The 19,481-nt window shown below is 72.8% G+C and carries 20 protein-coding genes; 5 read left to right on the top strand and 15 right to left on the bottom strand.

Annotated elements, in window-relative coordinates; genetic code table 11:
* Nucleotides 1-33 precede the first annotated feature (33 nt).
* A complete protein-coding gene (locus AC4IJH_RS22940; RefSeq protein WP_490853713.1) occupies nt 34-1,425 on the top strand; it encodes an FtsW/RodA/SpoVE family cell cycle protein in 1,392 nt (463 codons plus the stop codon).
* A 131-nt stretch (nt 1,426-1,556) separates the two neighbouring features.
* Nucleotides 1,557-2,771, top strand: a complete 1,215-nt coding sequence (locus tag AC4IJH_RS22935; RefSeq protein ID WP_490853689.1) for a THUMP-like domain-containing protein — start codon at nt 1,557-1,559, stop codon at nt 2,769-2,771.
* Here the strand turns inward: AC4IJH_RS22935 and AC4IJH_RS22930 are convergent.
* The 4 genes from AC4IJH_RS22930 to tsaB form a co-directional block, all read right to left on the bottom strand.
* Nucleotides 2,755-3,120: a hypothetical protein gene (locus AC4IJH_RS22930; protein ID WP_490853688.1), complete on the bottom strand. Its 366-nt coding sequence runs from the start codon at nt 3,118-3,120 to the stop codon at nt 2,755-2,757. The genes AC4IJH_RS22935 and AC4IJH_RS22930 overlap by 17 nt on opposite strands.
* 79 nt (nt 3,121-3,199) lie before the next feature.
* Entirely contained in the window at nt 3,200-4,321 is a 1,122-nt protein-coding gene (tsaD, locus tag AC4IJH_RS22925; protein WP_490853687.1) for a tRNA (adenosine(37)-N6)-threonylcarbamoyltransferase complex transferase subunit TsaD, read from the bottom strand.
* Nucleotides 4,314-4,817, bottom strand: coding sequence for a ribosomal protein S18-alanine N-acetyltransferase (gene rimI / locus AC4IJH_RS22920; protein ID WP_490853712.1), 504 nt, complete (start codon nt 4,815-4,817; stop codon nt 4,314-4,316). The genes tsaD and rimI overlap by 8 nt, the downstream gene beginning before the upstream one ends.
* A gap of 71 nt (nt 4,818-4,888) precedes the next feature.
* Complete coding sequence (gene tsaB, locus AC4IJH_RS22915; protein WP_490853686.1) at nt 4,889-5,548, bottom strand: tRNA (adenosine(37)-N6)-threonylcarbamoyltransferase complex dimerization subunit type 1 TsaB; 660 nt, start codon at nt 5,546-5,548, stop codon at nt 4,889-4,891.
* A gap of 109 nt (nt 5,549-5,657) precedes the next feature.
* On the opposite strand from tsaB, the gene AC4IJH_RS22910 reads away from it, so the two are divergent.
* Nucleotides 5,658-6,248, top strand: a complete 591-nt coding sequence (locus AC4IJH_RS22910; protein WP_490853685.1) for a hypothetical protein — start codon at nt 5,658-5,660, stop codon at nt 6,246-6,248.
* A gap of 105 nt (nt 6,249-6,353) precedes the next feature.
* On the opposite strand, the gene AC4IJH_RS22905 is transcribed toward AC4IJH_RS22910, so the two are convergent.
* From AC4IJH_RS22905 to glmS, 8 genes are all read right to left on the bottom strand, one after another.
* Nucleotides 6,354-6,596 carry a hypothetical protein gene (locus AC4IJH_RS22905; RefSeq protein ID WP_490853684.1) on the bottom strand — a complete coding sequence of 81 codons (243 nt, stop codon included), beginning with the start codon at nt 6,594-6,596 and terminating at the stop codon, nt 6,354-6,356.
* A 115-nt stretch (nt 6,597-6,711) separates the two neighbouring features.
* A complete protein-coding gene (gene tsaE, locus AC4IJH_RS22900) occupies nt 6,712-7,227 on the bottom strand; it encodes a tRNA (adenosine(37)-N6)-threonylcarbamoyltransferase complex ATPase subunit type 1 TsaE (RefSeq protein ID WP_490853683.1) in 516 nt (171 codons plus the stop codon).
* A 46-nt stretch (nt 7,228-7,273) separates the two neighbouring features.
* The gene (locus AC4IJH_RS22895; protein WP_490853682.1) at nt 7,274-8,536 is read right to left on the bottom strand and encodes an alpha/beta fold hydrolase; all 1,263 of its coding nucleotides are present in this window, start codon (nt 8,534-8,536) and stop codon (nt 7,274-7,276) included.
* Nucleotides 8,533-9,714: an alanine racemase gene (alr, locus tag AC4IJH_RS22890; protein ID WP_490853681.1), complete on the bottom strand. Its 1,182-nt coding sequence runs from the start codon at nt 9,712-9,714 to the stop codon at nt 8,533-8,535. Before alr ends, AC4IJH_RS22895 begins: the two co-directional genes overlap by 4 nt.
* A gap of 56 nt (nt 9,715-9,770) precedes the next feature.
* The gene (locus AC4IJH_RS22885; protein ID WP_490853680.1) at nt 9,771-10,655 is read right to left on the bottom strand and encodes a L,D-transpeptidase; all 885 of its coding nucleotides are present in this window, start codon (nt 10,653-10,655) and stop codon (nt 9,771-9,773) included.
* Between the two features lie 202 nt (nt 10,656-10,857).
* Nucleotides 10,858-12,276, bottom strand: a complete 1,419-nt coding sequence (locus AC4IJH_RS22880) for an NAD(P)H-hydrate dehydratase (protein WP_490853679.1) — start codon at nt 12,274-12,276, stop codon at nt 10,858-10,860.
* 62 nt (nt 12,277-12,338) lie between these two features.
* Nucleotides 12,339-12,707 carry a holo-ACP synthase gene (locus AC4IJH_RS22875; RefSeq protein WP_490853678.1) on the bottom strand — a complete coding sequence of 123 codons (369 nt, stop codon included), beginning with the start codon at nt 12,705-12,707 and terminating at the stop codon, nt 12,339-12,341.
* 52 nt (nt 12,708-12,759) lie between these two features.
* Complete coding sequence (gene glmS / locus AC4IJH_RS22870; protein ID WP_490853677.1) at nt 12,760-14,607, bottom strand: glutamine--fructose-6-phosphate transaminase (isomerizing); 1,848 nt, start codon at nt 14,605-14,607, stop codon at nt 12,760-12,762.
* 161 nt (nt 14,608-14,768) lie between these two features.
* On the opposite strand from glmS, the gene coaA reads away from it, so the two are divergent.
* Both coaA and AC4IJH_RS22860 read left to right on the top strand, forming a co-directional pair.
* Nucleotides 14,769-15,755: a type I pantothenate kinase gene (gene coaA / locus AC4IJH_RS22865; protein WP_490853676.1), complete on the top strand. Its 987-nt coding sequence runs from the start codon at nt 14,769-14,771 to the stop codon at nt 15,753-15,755.
* Nucleotides 15,756-15,828: 73 nt separating this feature from the next.
* Nucleotides 15,829-16,797: a DUF389 domain-containing protein gene (locus AC4IJH_RS22860; protein WP_490853675.1), complete on the top strand. Its 969-nt coding sequence runs from the start codon at nt 15,829-15,831 to the stop codon at nt 16,795-16,797.
* Nucleotides 16,798-16,907: 110 nt separating this feature from the next.
* Here AC4IJH_RS22860 and glmM read toward each other — a convergent pair whose 3' ends face one another.
* The 3 genes from glmM to rplM form a co-directional block, all read right to left on the bottom strand.
* Complete coding sequence (glmM, locus tag AC4IJH_RS22855) at nt 16,908-18,266, bottom strand: phosphoglucosamine mutase (protein ID WP_490853674.1); 1,359 nt, start codon at nt 18,264-18,266, stop codon at nt 16,908-16,910.
* A gap of 140 nt (nt 18,267-18,406) precedes the next feature.
* Complete coding sequence (gene rpsI / locus AC4IJH_RS22850; RefSeq protein ID WP_490853673.1) at nt 18,407-18,925, bottom strand: 30S ribosomal protein S9; 519 nt, start codon at nt 18,923-18,925, stop codon at nt 18,407-18,409.
* A gap of 43 nt (nt 18,926-18,968) precedes the next feature.
* The gene (gene rplM, locus AC4IJH_RS22845; RefSeq protein WP_490853672.1) at nt 18,969-19,412 is read right to left on the bottom strand and encodes a 50S ribosomal protein L13; all 444 of its coding nucleotides are present in this window, start codon (nt 19,410-19,412) and stop codon (nt 18,969-18,971) included.
* Nucleotides 19,413-19,481: the final 69 nt, after the last annotated feature.

Raw genomic sequence — 19,481 nt, 5'->3', positions numbered from 1 at the left:
ACCGGGGAGCCCGAGAGCGACGCCGAGCGCACCATGTCGTTCGCGGCTCTCGCGCAGGCGCCCAACCGCCGGCGCACCGAGGCTCTGCTGCTCGCCTTCGTCATCGTGATCACGGTCTTCGGCTACGCCTACACCGGGCTGTCGATGACCGGCCGGCTGCCCGCGGGGCTGGGCTACTTCGCCGCCTCGGTGTTCTTCCTGGCGCTGGTCCCGCACCTGGTCGTACGCCGCTTCGCGCCCCGCGCCGACCCGCTGATCCTGCCGCTGGCCACCTTGCTGACCGGCCTCGGCCTGGTGCTGATGAACCGGCTGGACATCACCTACGTCGCCAAGCCCAGCCTGAGACAGGCCCCGGCCGCCAGCACGCAGCTGGTGTGGACCGTGATCGGGGTGGTGGCCTGCATCGCCGTCCTGCTCGTCCTGCGCGACCACCGCTTCCTGCAGCGCTACATCTACCTGACGATGGCGGTCGCGCTCGTCCTGCTGATGGCCCCGGCCTTCTTCGCGGGGGACGCGACGTACGGCGCCAAGCGGTGGATCTTCCTGGGCCCGCTCTCGCTGCAGCCCGGTGAGTTCGTGAAGGTGATGATCGCGATCTTCTTCGCGGGCTATCTCACCGCCAACCGCGACGCGCTGGCGCTGACCGGCCGCCGCTTCATGGGCATGCAGCTGCCCCCCGGACGCCAGCTCGGCCCGATCTTCACCATCTGGGTCATCAGCCTGCTGGTCCTGGTCTTCGAGCGCGACCTGGGCACCTCACTGATCTTCTTCGGGGTGTTCGTGATCATGCTCTACATGGCCACCGAGCGGACCAGCTGGGTGGTGTGCGGCCTGCTGATGGCCGCGGTCGGCGCGGTCACCGTCGGGTCGATCGAGCCGCACGTCAAGGGCCGTATCGAGGCCTGGCAGAACCCGATGCAGGCCTTCACCCCCGAGGGCAAGGCAGCGCACATGTCCGACCAGCTGGGGCAGGCGCTGTTCAGCTTCGGCAGCGGCGGCATCAGCGGTACGGGCCTGGGCCAGGGCCACCCGGAGCTGATCGGCTTCGCGGGCAACAGCGACTTCATCCTGACCACGGTCGGCGAGGAGCTGGGCCTGGCCGGGGTGATGGCGGTGCTGCTGCTCTACGTCCTGCTGGCCCAGCGCGGCATCCGCGCCGCGCTGATCGCCCGCGACCCCTTCGGCAAGCTGCTGGCGGTCGGGCTGGCCGGCGCGCTGCTGCTGCAGGTCTTCGTCGTCACCGGCGGTGTCACCGGGCTGATCCCGCTGACCGGAAAGGCGCTGCCCTTCCTCGCCAAGGGCGGCTCGTCCCTGGTGGCGAACTGGGTGATGGTGGCGCTGCTCATCCGCATCAGCGACAGCGCCCAGCGGCGGCGCGAGCCCGTACCGCCGCCCAGGACTCCCCGCCGGGCCGCTCACAGATAGCCCTCCAGGCGGGCCACGGCGAAGCCCTGCCCCCCCGATCCGGCGCAGCAGGCCGGCCGTCCTCCGCGTCATGGCCGTGCCCTTGAGCCCGGCGTACCCGGGCCGTTTGCCGTCTGGCCCACAATGAGCAGGTGAACGACCTCGACCCCGCCCCCGCCGCCGATTCCGCCCTGGCCGCCCTGCTCACCGACGAGGGGCAGGCGCTGCTGGCCGAGCTGCGCGACCACGACCCGGCCGACGAACTGGCCACCGCGACCCGGCTGCGCCGCACGCACCCCGCGCCGCTGGTCTCCGCGGCCCTGGGCCAGGCCCGGCTGCGGCAGCGCGCGGCGGCCAAGTTCGGCGAGCGGGACGCGCAGCGGATGTACTTCACGCCCAACGGCGTCGAGCAGTCCACCCGCGCCACGGTCGCCGCCTACCGCGCCGAGCGCCTGTCCGCGCTGGGCGTGCGCTCACTGGCCGATCTGTGCTGCGGCATCGGCGGCGACGCGATCGCGCTGGCCAGGGCCGGTATCTCGGTGCTGGCCGTCGACCGCGACCCGGTCACCTGCGCCGCGGCCCGCGCCAACGCCCGGGCCCTGGGCCTGGCGGAGCTGATCGAGGTGCGCTGCGCGGATGTCGCCGAGGTCGACACCTCCTCCTACGACGCGGTGTTCCTGGACCCGGCCCGCCGGGGCGGCCGCGGCCGCATCTTCGACCCGGAGGCCTACTCCCCGCCGCTGTCCTGGGCCGTCGAGGCGGCCCGGCGCGCCCCGCACGCCGCCCTCAAGATCGCCCCCGGTGTCCCCCACGAGGCGATCCCCGAGGACGCCGAGGCCGAGTGGATCTCCGACGGCGGCGATGTGAAGGAGGCCGTCCTGTGGTTCGGCACCGCCCCCGGCGCCCGCCGCGCCACGCTGCTGCCCGCCGCCGACACCCTCCTGGGCGCGGGCCTGCCCGACCCCGAGCCCGGTCCGGTGGGCCGCTATCTGTACGAGCCGGACGGCGCCGTGATCCGCGCCCATCTCGTCGCGGACGTGGCCCAGCACCTCGGCGGCCGGCTGATCGACCCCACCATCGCGTACATCACCGCCGACGCGCTGCTGCCGACGCCCTACGCCACCGCGTACGAGATCACCGACACGCTGCCCTTCAACGTCAAGAAGCTCAGGGCGCTGCTGCGCGAGCGCGCGATCGGCACCGCCGTCATCAAGAAGCGCGGCTCCGCCGTCGAGCCGGAGGAGCTGCGCAAGAAGCTCAAGCTGAGCGGCCCCGGCGCCAACTCCTGCGTCGTCTTCCTCACCCGGGTCGCGGGCGCCCCTGCCATGCTGCTGGGCCGCCCCGCCCCGCTCACGCCAGGTCGGTGAGGTCCTCGGCGTAGACCCGGGAGAGCGGCTGCGGGCCCACGTACTGCTGGCAATTGCACGTCCCCGCCTCGTACTTGACGGGCTTGCGGTCCGCGTCCCAGGCCGTGGCGACCTCCACGGCCTCATGGCACTTGCCCTGCTTGTCGTGCTTGGCGAGGTGGTGCGTGCAGCCGCAGACCGGGTCCGGCCCGCGCTCGGCGGCCTCAAGCGCCTTGCGCTCCTGACGGACGGACTCCAGCCGCTCCATCTTGCGCTCGTGCCGGTTGCGCATCGCGGTGCGCCCGACATCGACGACCTTGGCGAAGCCTCCGGCCATGAAGAACGCGAACACCCACCACAGCCAGTGCATACCTGCCGCCTCCCCGTCGCACTTGCGTTATCTCGCAACTGACAGGGTAAGGCGCGCCTCGCCGGGCGACAGCGGCGGGTCAGGAGTAGAGGTTGTCCTTGCTCAGCTCGTGGAAGTGGTCGTGGTCGTGCTCGTGGGCATGCCCGCCGTCGTGCGCGTGGCCCGGCACGTGCGGCTCGGTGACGGGCAGGGAGGAGTCGGCGGACAGGTCCCAGGAGGAGGCGGCGCGGTTGCGGGCGACCATTTCGGCGCCCAGGGCCGCGACCATCGCGCCGTTGTCCGTGCACAGCTTGGGGCGCGGTACGCGCAGCGTGATGCCGGCGTCCTCGCAGCGGCGCTGGGCCATCGCGCGCAGCCGGGAGTTGGCGGCCACCCCGCCGCCGATCATCAGGTGGTCCACGCCGTTGTCCTTGCAGGCGCGCACGGCCTTGCGGGTCAGTACGTCCACCACCGCCTCCTGGAAGGACGCCGAGACGTCCGCGACCGGGACGTCCTCGCCCGCGGCGCGCTTGGCCTCGATCCAGCGGGCGACGGAGGTCTTCAGGCCGGAGAAGGAGAAGTCGTAGGCGGGGTCGCGCGGGCCGGTCAGGCCGCGCGGGAACCGGATGGCGTCCGGGTCGCCCTCGCGGGCGTACTTGTCGATGACCGGGCCGCCGGGGAAGCCCAGGTTGAGCACCCGGGCGACCTTGTCGAAGGCCTCGCCCGCCGCGTCGTCGATGGTCGAGCCCAGCGGCCGTACGTCGGAGGTGATGTCCTCGGACAGCAGCAGCGAGGAGTGGCCGCCGGAGACCAGCAGGGCCATCGTCGGCTCGGGCAGTGCGCCGTGTTCGAGCTGGTCCACGCAGATGTGGGAGGCGAGGTGGTTGACGCCGTACAGCGGCTTGCCCAGCGCGTAGGCGTACGCCTTGGCCGCCGAGACGCCCACCAGCAGCGCGCCGGCCAGCCCCGGGCCCGCGGTGACGGCGATGCCGTCCAGGTCGGAAGCGGCGACGCCGGCGTCCTTGAGGGCGCGCTGGATGGTGGGGACCATCGCCTCCAGGTGCGCGCGGGAGGCGACTTCGGGCACCACGCCGCCGAAGCGGGCGTGCTCGTCCACGCTGGAGGCGACCGCGTCGGCCAGCAGGGTGTGGCCGCGCACGATGCCGACACCGGTTTCGTCGCAGGAGGTCTCGATGCCGAGGACGAGCGGTTCGTCAGCCATGGGTCTGTGTTCCTTGTGCGGGGGCGGAAGCCGGGTCGGAGTCAGGGGCGGGATCGGCCGTGGTGTCCAGGCGCATGACCAGCGCGTCGACGTTGCCCGGCTGGTAGTAGCCGCGCCTGAAGCCGATGGGGGCGAAGCCGAAGCGCTCGTACAGGCGCTGGGCGCGGGTGTTGTCCACCCGCACTTCCAGGAGCACCTCGCGGCACTCGAAGGCGGTGGCCGCGGCCAGGAGTTCGCTCAGCAGGCGGGCGCCGAGGCCGGTGCCCCACTGGTCGCGGGCGGTGGCGATGGTCTGGATGTCGCCGGTGCCGTCCACGGCGGCCAGGCCGCCGTAGCCGACCAGGCGGCCCTCCAGTTCGGCGACGACATAGCGGCGGGTGGCACCGGCGCCGCGGGCGTGCGCCAGCTCGGACCAGAACATCCCCTTGGACCAGGCGTCGTCGGGGAAGAGTTCACTCTCCAGCTCGAGCACCGGCGCGAGGTCCCACCAGCGCATCTCGCGCAGGTGGGGGGTGCCGCCGCGCAGCGGCGCCGTCGAGGGGCGGTGGCCGGGCGACGGGTGGGCGCTCACTTGGGGGTGACCACCTTGTAGTTGGCGGGCACCTGGGCGTCCGGGCGGCGCAGATACAGCGGCTGCGGCGCCAGGAACTCCTCGCCGGCCGCCAGCTTCCGGGCGGCCAGCGTGGCGAGCGCTGCGGCGCACTGGTGCTCGGGGCCGTCCTCGCGTACGCCGGTGAAGACGTCGCGGTACAGCAGCGCGCCCGCGCCCACCGCGGGCACCCCGGCGACCTGCTCGGCGAGGTCGGCGGGCCGGTCGACGGCGGGCTCGGTCAGGCGCGTACGGGAGTTCGCGTAGCGCGCCCAGTAGACCTCCTTGCGGCGGGCGTCGGTCGCCACCACGAAGGGCGTCTCCAGGCCGGCCGCGTACGCCAGGCCGTCCAGCGAGCACAGCCCGTGGACCGGCACGTCCAGCGCGGCGCCGAAGGCCGCGGCGGTGACCAGCCCGACCCGCAGTCCCGTGTACGGGCCCGGGCCCACGCCGACGACGATGTCGCTGACCGCGCCGAGTGCGACCCCGGCCTCGGCCAGCACCCGGTCCACGGCGGGCAGCAGCAGCTCGCCGTGCCTGCGCGCGTCCACCTGCCGGGAGGCGGCGAGAACACGGGAGCCGTCGTGCAGGGCGACGGTGACGGCGGGGGTGGCGGTGTCAAGAGCTAGCAGCAGCACGCCCATAAGCCTACGGCTCGGGCGGCACTGCCTTCACGGGTGCACTCCCGTACATGCGCGCTAGTGCTACGGTCGCCGATGTTCAGGCACGTACGGAAAGGTGGCACTGGTGGCCGCAAAGAGCCGATCGATCGTGACCGCTCTGACCGCGGCGGCCCTCGCCGCCGTCGGCTTCCTCACCTATCAGGCGTCCGCCTCCGCCCCTGACCATCTCACCCAGGTCCGCTCCCCCGGCTCCTCGGCCGCGCCCACGCCCGGCCCTTCCGGGGCGGAGCACAAGGACAAAGACAAGGACAAGGGCAAGACCCAGCACAACACCGCGCTGCCGCCGAACTCCGGCCAGGGCCAGCGGGTGGTCTACGCGCTGGGCGCCAAGCGGGTGTGGCTGGTGGGCGCGGACGGCAAGGTGACCCGTACGTTCCAGGTCGCGCCCAGCTCCGTCAGCCCAGGCCCGGGCACCTACACCGTCAGCTCGCGCACGGAGGGCCCCATCACCGGCTCGGACGGTGTGCGGGTCAAGCACGTGGTGCGCTTCGCGTACGTGGACAACACCACGGTCGGCTTCAGCGCCGCGGTGGACGGCTCCACGCCCGACCAGAAGGCCGGCAAGAAGGCCGGCGCGGTCCGCGAGGCGCCCGCGGACGGCGCGGCGATGTGGGACTTCGCGCTGCGCAGCACCAAGGTCGTCGTCGTCGCCTGAGCCGGCCCGTACGGCATACCTCGTAGGGCATCCCTCGTACGGGCTTCCCCGCACGGATCGCTGGGTGCGGATCTCCCCGTACGGGGGACGGCCCCGCGGGAATTCCTAGGCCGCGTCGCGCCCTTCGGCGACCGGCGTCTCCCCGCCCCCGGCGTCGCCCTCGCGCCGCTCGCCGGCCGCCGCCGGGGCGTCGGGAGGGGTGGAGACCGCGCTGGCCGCGGCGCACGCCGCCAGCAGCTGGCGCATCGTCGGGGACTGCTCACACCCGCCGTGCTCGTCGCGCCGGGCCGCGGCGGCGGGGGTGCCCCCGCGCGCTTCGGGCGTGGGGGAGGGCTGTTGGGCCGACATGGGCGCCTCCTGGGGGCACGAGGGTGGAGTTAGGCAGGCCTAACCAGCACTCTGTTATCCATGTGACCACGCCCGGCACCGCGGGCGCAACATCTTGCCGACGGCTTGTCGGAAACTATCCCAGCGCCCCGGTCAGATCCGCCTCGGCCCAGCGCGGCCCGACACCGGTGAAGGTCACCTCGCGCACATCGTCGGCACCGTCCGCCTCCATGACATCCGCACCGACCGCCCGCTCGATCACCACATGCAGCCGGTCCTCGGACAGCTCCTCGACCTTGCCGTCGCCCCACTCCACCACGATCACCGACTCCGGCAGCGAGACGTCCAGGTCGAGGTCCTCCATCTCGTCCAGCCCGCCGCCCAGGCGGTAGGCGTCCACGTGCACCAGCGCCGGGCCGCCGCACAGCGAGGGGTGCACCCGCGCGATGACGAAGGTCGGGGAGGTCACGGCGCCGCGTACGCCCAGCCCCTCCCCCAGACCGCGGGTCAGCGTCGTCTTGCCCGCGCCCAGCTCACCGGTGAGCAGCACCAGGTCGCCGGGGCGCAGCAGCGTGGCGAGCCTGCGGCCCAACTCCTGCATCTGGTCGGGGGACTTGACGGTTACATGGGCAGTGGTACCGGTCGTACGCATGCGCCGATGGTACGGCGCGCACCGCCCGCACCGGGAACGCGCGCGCCTAGGCGCGGGCCGAGCGCGCGGCGCGGGCGGCCTCGGTGGCGCGCTCGATGAGCACCGTCAGATGCCCCGAGACCAGTTCGGGGCGCTCCAGCATCACCAGATGGCCCGCGCCCGGGACGCACACCAGCTCGGCGTTCGGGAGGTACTCGGCGATCGCCCTGGCGTGGTCGGCCGGGGTGATCATGTCGTCCTCACCGGCCAGCACCAGCGCCGGCACCCCGTCGTACGCCGCCAGCGCGGCCGTCTTGTCGTGCACCGCGAAGGCCGGGAAGAACTCCGCGACGACGTCGATCGGCGTCGACTCGATCATCCGCTCCGCGAAGCGGGCCGCCGCCGGGTCCACCTCCTTGGGCGTACCGAAGGAGGTCCGCTTGACGACCTCGGCGATGACGTCGGCCAGCGCCCGCCGCCCCCGCTCCACGAACTCCGTACGGGCCCCCATCACCTTCAGCAGCCGCGGTACGACCTGGTGGAAGGCCTTGACCCCGAGCGTGGGCAGGCCCGGCAGCCCGAAGGCGACCTCGCTCAGCCGCCCCGCGGAGGTGCCGACCAGGCCCACCCCGACCACCCGCTCGGCGACATAGTCGGGGAACTGGTCGGCCAGCGCCATCACCGTCATCCCGCCCATGGAGTGCCCGACCAGGATGATCGGCCCCTCGGGGACCGCCCGGTCCAGCACCGCCTTCAGGTCCCGGCCCAGCAGGTCGATGGTCACCTCCTCGGTGCCCTCCAGCTGGCCCGCGCCGCGCGCCGAGCGGCCGTGGCTGCGCTGGTCCCAGTGCACCGTGCGGATCACCCCGCGCAGTGCCTCGCGCTGGAAGTGCCAGGAGTCCTGGTTGTGGCAGTAACCGTGGCAGAAGACGACAGTGGGGGCCGTGGCGCGCCGCCCCACAACCCCCAACAGCCCTTTGCGGCGCCCCCCTTGGGGCGCCGTGACACTTCCGCCCGCGGGGTCGTCGATCTCGTAGTACAGCTCGGTGCCGTCCTCGGCCCTGGCCCGCCCCGGTGTGCCGCGCAGGGACCCGTAGGGCCCCGCGGCGTCCAGCGCGAGGCGCGCCCTGCGGCGCATGCCCCGGCCGACGGTGAGCCGCTCCACGGCGACCCCGGCCGCGGCGCCCGCCGCGACCACCCCGATCGCCATCCCGGCCAGGCCCGCGTGCCGCCCCGCCCTGGCCCAGCTGCCCGCCGCCTCGACGGCCCCGACGGCCTCCGCCGCCGCTTCGACCGCGGCCTCGGTCACCGACTCCTTCGCCTGGCTCATGACCCGCTCCCCGTATCCCCCGTGGTGTCCCCCGTACCGGCGCGTTCGTTGATATAGACGCGTGGGACCCGGCCTCCGATCCGTGTGACGATCTCGTATCCGATGGTTCCTACCGCGGCGCCCCAGTCCTCCGCGGTCGGCTCGCCCGCGTCGCCGGGCCCGAACAGCACCGCCGCGTCGCCCACCTGCGCGGTGTCCGCGCCGAGATCGACCACGAACTGGTCCATGGCGACCCGCCCGGCCACCGTGCGCCACTGCCCCGCGACCAGGACCGGTCCGCGCCCCGACGCATGCCGGGGAATGCCGTCGGCGTAGCCGAGGGGGATCAGCGCGAGGGTGGTCTCCTCGGCCGTCGTGTAGTGGTGCCCGTACGACACCCCGTGTCCGCCCGGCACCCGCTTGATTGATGCCAGCGAGGCCTCCAGGGTCATCGCGGGCCGCAGCCCGAAGTCCTGCGGGAGGCCCACCTCCGGGCTCGGGGACACCCCGTACACGCCGATTCCGGTGCGTACGAGATCGAAGTGCGCCTCGGGGAGGGTCAGCAGCCCGGGCGTATTGGCGATGTGCCGTACCTCGGGGGACAGGCCCTGCCCCTCCGCCTCGGCGACCGCCTTCTGGAAGACCTCCAGCTGGGCGGCGTTGGCGGGGTGCCCGGGCTCGTCGGCGCACGCGAAGTGCGACCACAGGCCCGTGACGGCGATGGCGCCCGAGGCCTGGGCGGCGCCCGCGGCGTCCACCAGCTCGGCCCAGTCGTGCGGCTGGCAGCCGTTCCTGCCGAGCCCGGTGTCGATCTTCAGCTGCACCCGGGCGGTCCGGCCGCACTCCTCGGCCGCGGCGACGGCCTCCCGCAGCGCCCACATCCCGCTGACCGAGACGTCGATGTCCTGCTCGACGGCCTGCCGCCAGGGCCCGCCCGGCGTCCACAGCCAGCACATCAGCCGCCCGGTGTCCCCGGCCGCGCGCAGCGCCAGCGCCTCCTGGGGCAGGGCCGTACCCAGCCAGGTGGCCCCCGCCTGACGGGCGGCGCGGGCACAGGGCACCGCGCCGTGTCCGTAGCCATCGGCCTTGACCACGGCCATCAGCTCTGCCCGGGGTGCGCGGGCCCGCAGCGCACGGACGTTGGACCGCACGGCGGCCAGGTCCACGATCGCGCGGGCGCGCATTGCTGTCTCAGTCATCGCCCCCAGTGTCTCAGGCGTCGCTCATGTGCCCTGATGTGACGTACATCCTTGTGTCATGTACCCGGCCTGCGGCCCCATACGTAGACGACGTCACGATTCCTGAGCACGTTCCACAGCTTCTGCGCATCCAGCCACTTGAGATTCACACAGCCATAGGAGCCCGGCGGGCGGTAGATGTTGCCGTACGTGCCGTGCAGCGCCTGGCCCCCGTCGAAGAACTGACTGAACGGCATGGGCGAGTGGTAGATGGTCGACCAGTGGTTCTTGTGGCGCCAGTAGACCCGGTGCCAGCCGATGCGCGTGGGGTACCCGGCGCGGCCCGAGCGGATGGCCACGGGGCCGAAGACGACCTTCGTGCCCTGCTGCACCCACATGATCTGGCGCGGCAGGTCCACACAGGCGATCCGCGACGTGATCACCGGGCAGCGCTTGGCCGCGTTGGGGTTCTGCTGCGCCCGCAACAGCCGGATCACGGCCCAGGTGACCGGCCCGGCGAAGCCATTGGCGGGCTCGATGTGCTCCTTGAGCTGGAAGGCCCGGATGGCCTTGCAGTCCGCGGCGGACTGCCGTCCGTCCGCCTTCAGCCGCAGATGGTGCTCCACCTGCCACTGGTAGGGCCCGGTGAACATGCTGCAGCGCGGCACGGCCGCCCGGTCCTGTACGACCTCCGAGCGCGGCACGTACTCGATGCGCGCCTCGACCGCGGCGGGCGGCGGCCCCGGCACCGGCCGCTGCGCCGTCCGCCCCTGCGGGAACACCGGCGCCAGCACCTGGTCCGGGGTGTCCAGCTGGATCGGGTGGTACGGCGTGAGCGGGATGCCCGGCACCAGCTCGGCCTCGGACACCACGGGCGCCGGGGGCGCGGGCTCGGCCGACGAGGGCCCGGCAGCGCCGGTGAGTGTGGCGGCGCACAACAGCACCGCGAGCGTACGTCTCATGGGGTGACGCATGCCGCGTCAGGGCGGACGTGCGCGCCCGCCGGGCAAGGTTCGCCCTACTGCCGCTGTCGGTTCCCCCTCGGGGCGTAGTCCTCCCGCGCCCCTGAGGGGCGCGGGGCAGTGCCGATATGCGGCTCCGCCGCGTGGGCGCGGCCAGCCCCCGGCGGCCCGCGGATTCATGACCGCGCTGCCGGCGGAGCGCTCAGCGCTGTACGTCGCGCCAGGCGCCGCCCAAGGCGTCCGCCACGTCGTTGGCTGTGATCGGAACCCCCTCCTCGCCGACCGCCCTGCGGGCCGCCAAGCCGTGGAGGTAGGCGCCGACGGAGGCCGCTTCCAGGGCCGAAAGGCCCGCCGCCAGCAGGGAGCCGGTCAGCCCCGACAGCACGTCGCCGCTGCCTGCCGTGGCCAGCCATGGCGTACCGGTGGGATTGGCCCGAAGCGGGCCCTGCGCGGCGGCGACCAGGGTGGTGGAGCCCTTCAGGAGCGCCACCGCGCCGTAGCGCGCGGCCAGTTCGCGTACGGACCGCAGGCGCTCGGCCTCGACCTGTTCGCGGTCGGTCCCCAGCAGTGCCGCCGCCTCCCCCGCGTGCGGGGTGATCAGGGTCGCGGCGGCGCGGGCGCGTACCCGGGCGGGGTCGAGGAAGCGCAGGCCGTCCGCGTCCACCAGCACCGGGACGTCCGCGGCCAGCACGTCGTCCACCGCCCCGCCCTCGTCCCCGAGCCCGGGGCCGATCACCCACGCCTGCACCCGGCCCGCCTTCGACGGCGGCCCCGCGTGCACCAGCGTCTCGGGGAAGCGGGCGAGTACGGCGTCGGCGGCCGGGCCCACGTACCGCACGGCGCCCGCGCCGCCCCGCAGCGCGCCCGCCACCGCCAGCACCGCGGCCCCCGGGTAGCGCGCGGAGCCCGCCACCACGCCCACCACGCCCCTGCGGTACTTGTCGCTCTGCGCGGACGGCCGGGGCAGCAGCGCCGCCACATCGGCGTGCTGCAGCGCCTCGACGTCGGGCGCGGGCAGGTCGAGGCCGATGTCCACCAGCCGCAGCGCGCCCGCGAAGGTGTGCGCGGGGTCGATCAGCAGCCCCGGCTTGTACGCCCCGAAGGTCACCGTCAGATCGGCGCGTACGGCGGCCCCGGCCACCGCTCCCGTGTCGGCGTCCACGCCGCTGGGCAGATCGACCGCGACCACCGTCGACTCCCGCGCGGCAAGAGCCAGTTGGGCGGCCGGCTCGCGCAGCCCGCCCTTGCCGCCGATGCCCACGATCCCGTCCACGACGAGGTCGGCGCGCGCGATGTCGCGCTGCGCGTCGGCGGACACCCGCCCGCCGGCCGCGCGCAGCGCCGCCAGCCCGCCCGCGTGCGCCCGCTCGGGGGCCAGCAGCACGGCCGTGACACCGGCGCCGCGGCGGGCCAGCCGGGCGCCCGCGTACAGCGCGTCGCCGCCGTTGTCCCCGCTGCCCACCAGGAGCACCACCCGCGCCCCGTACACCCGCCCCAGCAGCCCGGCGCAGGCCACCGCGAGCCCCGCGGCGGCCCGCTGCATCAACGCGCCCTCGGGCAGCCGCGCCATCAGCTCCCGCTCCGCGGCCCGTACGACCTCAACGCTGTAAGCAGTACGCATACCCCGAGTGTGGCAAACGCCCCGGACGGCCACCCTTCGGCACTCGCCTTCCGGCGGTCACCTCACCGTTCGGCGATCACCACGGCCGAGGCCACGCCCGCGTCGTGGCTGAGCGACACGTGCCAGGAGGTGACCCCCAGCTCGGCGGCCCGCTCCGCGACGGTCCCCCGTACGCTCAGCACCGGCTGCCCGCTGTCCAGCGTGGAGATCTCCGCGTCGGTCCAGCGCAGCCCGCCCGGCGCCCCCAGCGCCTTGGCCAGGGCCTCCTTGGCCGCGAACCGCGCCGCCAGCGACGCGACCCCCCGCCGCTCTCCGCCGGGCAGCAGCAACTCGCGCTCCACGAACAGCCGTTGGGCCATCTCCGGTGTCCGTGTCAGCGCCGCGGCGAACCGGTCGATCGCCGCCACATCGATCCCCACACCAACAATCACGCCGCGCCCGCTCCGTCTCGTCCGCCGTCACTCGCCGCGCACCCGCGTGCGCTCATTCCACCGTCACCGACTTCGCCAGGTTCCGCGGCTGGTCGACCTCGTTGCCGCGCGCGGTGGCCAGCTCGCAGGCGAAGACCTGCAACGGCACCGTGGAGACCAGCGGCTGCAGCAGCGTCGGGGTGCGCGGGATGCGCACGAGATGGTCCGCGTAGGGCACCACCGCGTCGTCCCCCTCCTCCGCGATCACGATCGTCCGGGCGCCGCGTGCCCGGATCTCCTGGATATTGGAGACGATCTTGTCGTGGAGCACGGAGCGCCCGCGCGGCGAGGGCACCACGACCACCACCGGCAGATCGTCCTCGATCAGCGCGATCGGCCCGTGCTTCAACTCGCCCGCCGCGAAGCCCTCCGCGTGCATGTACGCGAGCTCCTTCAGCTTCAGCGCGCCCTCCAGCGCCACCGGGTAGCCCACGTGCCGCCCCAAGAAGAGCACGGTGTTCTTCCCCGCGAGCGAGCGGGCCAGCTCCCGTACCGGCTCCATCGTCTCCAGCACCTGGTCGACCTGGGTGCCGATCTCGGCCAGCTCGCGCACCACGGCCCGGATCTCGTCGCCCCACTTGGTGCCGCGCACCTGCCCCAGATACAGGGCGACCAGGTAGCAGGCCACCAGCTGCGTCAGGAACGCCTTCGTGGAGGCGACGGCGACCTCGGGGCCGGCGTGTGTGTAGAGCACCGCGTCGGACTCGCGCGGGATCGTCGAGCCGTTGGTGTTGCAGATGGCGAGGACCTTCGCGCCCTGTTCGCGGGCGTGCCGCAGCGCCATCAGCGTGTCCATGGTCTCCCCCGACTGGGAGATGGCGATCACCAGCGTGCGCGGGTCCAGGATCGGGTCCCGGTAGCGGAACTCGCTGGCCAGCTCCACCTCGCAGGGGATGCGCGTCCAGTGCTCGATGGCGTACTTGGCGATCAGACCGGCGTGGAAGGCGGTCCCGCACGCCACGATCACCACCTTGCCGGCCTCGCGCAGCACCGCGTCCGGGATGCGGACCTCGTCCAGCGCCAGGCGCCCGTCGGCCCCGATCCGGCCGAGCAGGGTGTCCGCCACGGCCTTGGGCTGCTCGGCGATCTCCTTGAGCATGAAGTAGTCGTAGCCGCCCTTCTCGGCGGCCGAGGCGTCCCAGTCCACGTGGTACGTACGGACATCGGCGGGCGCGCCCTCGAAGTCGGTGACGCCCACCCCGTCCCGGGTCAGCTCCACGACCTGGTCCTGGCCCAGTTCGACGGCCTCGCGGGTGTGCGCGATGAACGCCGCGACGTCCGAGGCCAGGAAGTACTCGCCGTCCCCGACGCCCACCACCAGGGGCGAGTTGCGGCGCGCGCCCACGACCACGTCGGGCGCGTCGGCGTGCACCGCGACCAGGGTGAAGGCGCCCTCCAGGCGGCGGCACACCTGCCGCATCGCCTCGGCCAGGTCGCCGCAGGAGGAGAAGCTCTCGGCGAGCAGGTGGGAGACGACCTCGGTGTCCGTGTCGGACGCCAACTTGTGGCCGCGGTCGGCCAGTTCGGCGCGCAGCTCGGCGAAGTTCTCGATGATGCCGTTGTGGACGACGCAGACCCGGCCGGCGTTGTCCAGGTGCGGGTGGGCGTTGGCGTCGTTCGGCGCGCCGTGCGTGGCCCACCGGGTGTGCCCGATGCCCGTGGAGCCCGTCGGCAGCGGCCGGCCCGCCAGCTCCTTCTCCAGATTGGCGAGTTTGCCCGCCTTCTTCGCGGCGGCCAGCCCGCCGTCGGCGAGCACGGCGACGCCCGCCGAGTCGTACCCGCGGTACTCCAGGCGCTTGAGACCGGCCAGGACGACATCCAGGGCGGACTGTCCGCCCACGTACCCCACGATTCCGCACATGGGGGCAGCCTACGGCCCGGTCCGATCAGCGCCCCCGCGCAATATGGTCAATGCCCCGACGCGCCGTCCGGACGCGGACCGGCACCCCGGCGGGTGACCGGAGATGACACGCACCCGGCCCCGGAGGCGAACCGCCCACCGCCCCCGCGCACAATGGGCCCGTGCCTCTCACCACCGAGCCGCAGCGACGCCGCGCCGAACGCACCCCGTACGTGGACCTGACCCGCGCGGAATGGAGCGCCCTGCGGGAGAAGACCCCGCTGCCGCTGACCGCCGAAGAGGTCGAGCGGCTGCGCGGCCTGGGCGATGTCATCGACCTCGACGAGGTGCGCGACGTCTACCTGCCGCTGTCCCGCCTCCTGAACCTGTACGTGGGCGCCACCAGCAATCTGCGCGGCGCGCTGAACACCTTCCTGGGCGAGGCGGGCAACGGCCACGGCGCCCAGGAGGGCACGCCGTTCGTCATAGGGGTCGCGGGCAGCGTCGCGGTCGGCAAGTCGACCACCGCGCGCCTCCTGCAGGCCCTGCTGGCGCGCTGGCCCGAGCACCCGCGCGTGGAGCTGGTCACCACCGACGGGTTCCTCTTCCCCAACGCCGAGCTGCACCGGCGGGGCCTGATGTCCCGCAAGGGCTTCCCCGAGTCCTACGACCGCCGGGCCCTGACCCGCTTCGTCGCGGATGTGAAGTCCGGCAAGGCGGAAGTGACCGCTCCGGTCTACTCCCACCTCATCTACGACATCGTGCCGGGCGAGCGGCTGACCGTGCACCGCCCCGACATCCTCATCGTCGAGGGCCTGAACGTCCTGCAGCCCGCCCTCCCCGGCAAGGACGGCAGGACCCGGCTCGGCCTCGCGGACTTCTTCGACTTCTCGGTGTACGTGGACGCGCGCAGCGAGGACATCGAGCAGTGGTATCTCGGTCGCTTCCGCAAATTGCGCGATACGGCCTTCCAGAATCCTTTCTCCTACTTCCGCAAGTACACCCAGGTCTCCGAGGAGGAGGCGCTGGACTACGCCCGGATGATCTGGCGCACCGTCAACAAGCCCAATCTGGAACAGAATGTGGCCCCCACCCGCGGCCGCGCCAACCTCGTCCTGCGCAAGGGACCCGACCACAAGGTGCAGCGGCTGTCCCTGCGCAAGCTCTGAGAGCCGCGCACGCCCCTGACTCCGAGGAGCGCGCGGGCTCCTGTCCGTACGGGCCGCTGGTTAAGGTGCGGACATGCTGCACCTACGCCTGATCACCCCGGCCGAGCGCACCGACGAGGTCCTGCGGCTCATCGAGGACACGGTGGGCACCACGCATGTCGCGGTGCTCGCCGGGGCCGCCCGCGACCCGCGCGGCGACGTCGTCCTGTGCGATGTCGCGCGGGAGGCGGGCGACGGGCTGCTGCGGCAGCTGCGCGCGCTCGGCCTGCACGAGAGCGGCTCGATCGCCGTGGAGAACATCGACCTGTCGCTGTCGGAGCGGGCGGACCGGGCCGAGGAGGACGCGCCGGGCGAGGGCGCCGACGCCGTCCTGTGGGAGCACCTGCGGGACGCCACCCACGAGGAGTCCACGCTCTCCGTCACCTACATCGCCTTCCTGACCATCGCGACGATGATCGCGGCGTGCGGTGTGGTGCTGGACAACGCCATCCTGATCGTGGGCGCGATGGCGGTCGGCCCGGAGTTCGGGCCGCTGGCCGGGTTCAGTACGGCCCTGGTGCAGCGGGCGCCGCGGCCGGCCCTGCGCTCGCTGACCGCCCTGCTGGTCGGCTTTGCGATCGCCATGGTCCTGACGGTGGGCTTCAGCTTCTTCATGGACGCGGCGGGCCTGTTCACCGAGGACAAGGTCGAAGGGGCCCGCCCCAATACGTCCTTCATCTGGCAGCCGGACCTGATGTCCTTCGTCGTGGCGTTCCTGGCGGGCATCGCCGGCACGCTCTCGCTGACCTCGGCGAAGTCCGGCGCGCTGGTGGGCGTGGCCATCTCCGTGACCACGGTCCCGGCAGCCGCCAACGCCGCGGTGGCCTTCAGTTACGACGACTACGCCCAGACCTGGGGCTCCACCGGCCAGCTCCTGCTCAACCTCGGCGGCATCGTGCTGGCCGGCACCCTCACCCTGCTCACCCAGAAACTCCTGTGGTCCCGGCAGCGGGCCCGTACGAACGGCGGGGCGGGCCGGGGCAGGCGGGAGTCCGCGCGGTAATTCTCGCAATCCACCGCATCCCCCCACCCCCGAACCCACCCCCCGCCCCCTCCCCCTTTAGGGGGAGGAGGGGGAGGGGGCGGGGGACGCGCCGGGAGATGCGCCAGGGACTAGCCGAGCGCCGACTTCACCACGTCCGCCAGCCGCCCCGCCACCGACCGCGCCTGCTCGATGTCCGCCGCCTCGACCATGACCCGTACCAGCGGTTCCGTGCCCGAGGGGCGCAGCAGCACGCGCCCGGTGCCGCCCAGTTCGCGCTCGGCCTCGGCGACCGCCGCGATCAGCTCGGGCGAGGTGGAGACCCGCGACTTGTCGACGTCGCGGACGTTGATCAGGACCTGCGGCAGCCGCTGCATGACGCCGGCCAGCTCGCTCAGCGGGCGGCCGGTCGCCGCCACGCGGGCGGCCAGCATGAGGCCGGTGAGGGTGCCGTCGCCGGTGGTGGCGTGGTCGAGCGCGATGACGTGCCCGGACTGCTCGCCGCCCAGCGCGAAGCCGTTGGCCTTCATCTCCTCCAGGACGTAGCGGTCGCCGACCGCCGTCTGGACCAGGTCGATGCCCTCGCGTTCCATGGCCAGCTTGAAGCCGAGGTTGGACATGACGGTGGCGACCACGGTGTTCTTGCGCAGGGTGCCCGACTCGCGCATGCCCAGGGCCAGTACGGCCAGGATCTGGTCGCCGTCGACCTCGTGGCCCGCGCCGTCCACGGCCAGGCAGCGGTCGGCGTCGCCGTCGTGGGCGACGCCCAGGTCGGCGCCGTGCTCGACGACCGCTGCGCGCAGCAGGTCCAGGTGGGTGGAGCCGCAGCCCTCGTTGATGTTGAGGCCGTCGGGGTCCGTACCGATGGTGACGACCTCGGCGCCGGCCCGCGCGAACGCCTCCGGGGAGACCCGCGCCGCCGCGCCGTGCGCCCCGTCGATGACGATCTTCAGGCCGTCAAGGCGGTTGGGCAGCACACCCACCAAATGGGCGACGTAGTTGTCGAAGCCTTCGTCGTAGACCTTGACCCGGCCCACGCCCGCGCCCGTCGGCCGCTGCCAGGGCTCGCCGGAGGCGTGCGAGCGGTAGGTCTCCTCGATACGGTCCTCCAGCTCGTCGGCGAGCTTGTGGCCGCCGCGGGCGAAGAACTTGATGCCGTTGTCGGGCATCGGGTTGTGGCTGGCGGAGAGCATCACGCCCAGGTCCGCGCCGAGCGACCCGGTCAGGTACGCCACCGCCGGGGTCGGCAGTACGCCCACCCGCAGCACATCCACACCCGCGCTCGCCAGGCCCGCGACGACCGCGGCCTCCAGGAACTCCCCCGACGCCCGCGGATCACGGCCGACCACCGCAACCGGACGATGATCTTCAAACGTGCCGGCCTCGGCAAGCACATGCGCCGCAGCGACCGAGAGGCCGAGCGCGAGCTCCGCCGTCAGATCCGCATTGGCGACACCGCGCACACCGTCCGTGCCGAAGAGTCGTCCCACTGGTGTCCTCCGAGTAGATGAGCTTGGACCGGGGTCTTACGTCCAGGTATACGCCCCTGGTCTTGGATAGCCGAACGCCCCGGCAGCACGGATCGTGCCACCGGGGCGTTCGCCAAAGCTGCGAGCGCAGCGAGCGGCAATTAGCGCTTGCTGTACTGCGGAGCCTTGCGGGCCTTCTTCAGACCGGCCTTCTTGCGCTCGACCGCACGGTCGTCGCGCTTGAGGAAGCCGGCCTTCTTCAGCGGGCCGCGGTTGTTCTCGACGTCGGCCTCGTTCAGCGCACGGGCCACGCCCAGGCGCAGCGCACCGGCCTGGCCGGAGATGCCGCCGCCGGAGATGCGGGCGATGACGTCGTAGCGGTTGTCGAGCTCGAGCACCTTGAAGGGCTCGTTGACTTCCTGCTGGTGCACCTTGTTGGGGAAGTAGCCCTCAAGGGTGCGACCGTTGATCTTCCACTGGCCGGTGCCCGGGACGATCCGGACGCGGGCGATGGCGTTCTTGCGACGGCCCAGGCCGGCAGCCGGCTGGGGGTCGCCGAAGCGGGAGGCGAGGGACTCGGAGGTGTACTCCGACTCCACGACCTCGGACTCGGTGGTGTACTCCTCGACGGAGACGTTCTCGTCTTCGACGACGGGGGTCTCGGCGGTGGTCTCGGCCACGATGCTCCTCAGATTCTTTTCGTCTTAGGGGGTGTGGCCGGACTTACTGCGCGACCTGGGTGATCTCGAACGGGACGGGCTGCTGGGCACCGTGGGGGTGCTCGGAGCCCGCGTAGACCTTCAGCTTCGAGAGCATCTGGCGGCCGAGGGTGTTCTTGGGGAGCATGCCCTTGATGGCCTTCTCGACGGCCTTCTCGGGGTTCTTGTCGAGCAGCTCGTCGTAGCGGACCGAGCGCAGACCACCCGGGAAACCGGAGTGGCGGTAGGCCATCTTCTGGGTCCGCTTGTTGCCGGACAGGTGCACCTTGTCGGCGTTGACGATGATGACGAAGTCACCGGTGTCGACGTGGGGCGCGTAGACCGGCTTGTGCTTGCCCCGCAGAAGGGAGGCAGCCTGAGAGGCCAGACGGCCCAGGACAACGTCCTGCGCGTCGATGATGTGCCACTGGCGCTGGACATCGCCGGGCTTGGGGCTGAACGTACGCACGGTTAGCCTTCGCTTCTTCAGTGAATAGGGTCCTGTACTGGCCACCACAAACGGTCACAGCACTGGCAC

The organism is Streptomyces sp. UF-297, from assembly GCF_058245575.1.
This window is presented reverse-complemented; position numbering and strand designations above follow the sequence as displayed.

What these genes read in the sequence shown, in the direction of transcription:
- AC4IJH_RS22940 (WP_490853713.1), top strand. Translation starts at nt 34, where the DNA reads ATGTCGTTCGCGGCTCTCGCGCAGGCGCCCAACCGCCGGCGCACCGAG.
- AC4IJH_RS22930 (WP_490853688.1), bottom strand. Translation starts at nt 3,120, where the DNA reads ATGCACTGGCTGTGGTGGGTGTTCGCGTTCTTCATGGCCGGAGGCTTC.
- tsaD (WP_490853687.1), bottom strand. Translation starts at nt 4,321, where the DNA reads ATGGCTGACGAACCGCTCGTCCTCGGCATCGAGACCTCCTGCGACGAA.
- rimI (WP_490853712.1), bottom strand. Translation starts at nt 4,817, where the DNA reads ATGCGCTGGTGGGACCTCGCGCCGGTGCTCGAGCTGGAGAGTGAACTC.
- AC4IJH_RS22905 (WP_490853684.1), bottom strand. Translation starts at nt 6,596, where the DNA reads ATGTCGGCCCAACAGCCCTCCCCCACGCCCGAAGCGCGCGGGGGCACC.
- tsaE (WP_490853683.1), bottom strand. Translation starts at nt 7,227, where the DNA reads ATGCGTACGACCGGTACCACTGCCCATGTAACCGTCAAGTCCCCCGAC.
- AC4IJH_RS22895 (WP_490853682.1), bottom strand. Translation starts at nt 8,536, where the DNA reads ATGAGCCAGGCGAAGGAGTCGGTGACCGAGGCCGCGGTCGAAGCGGCG.
- alr (WP_490853681.1), bottom strand. Translation starts at nt 9,714, where the DNA reads ATGACTGAGACAGCAATGCGCGCCCGCGCGATCGTGGACCTGGCCGCC.
- AC4IJH_RS22885 (WP_490853680.1), bottom strand. Translation starts at nt 10,655, where the DNA reads ATGAGACGTACGCTCGCGGTGCTGTTGTGCGCCGCCACACTCACCGGC.
- AC4IJH_RS22880 (WP_490853679.1), bottom strand. Translation starts at nt 12,276, where the DNA reads ATGCGTACTGCTTACAGCGTTGAGGTCGTACGGGCCGCGGAGCGGGAG.
- glmS (WP_490853677.1), bottom strand. Translation starts at nt 14,607, where the DNA reads ATGTGCGGAATCGTGGGGTACGTGGGCGGACAGTCCGCCCTGGATGTC.
- AC4IJH_RS22860 (WP_490853675.1), top strand. Translation starts at nt 15,829, where the DNA reads ATGCTGCACCTACGCCTGATCACCCCGGCCGAGCGCACCGACGAGGTC.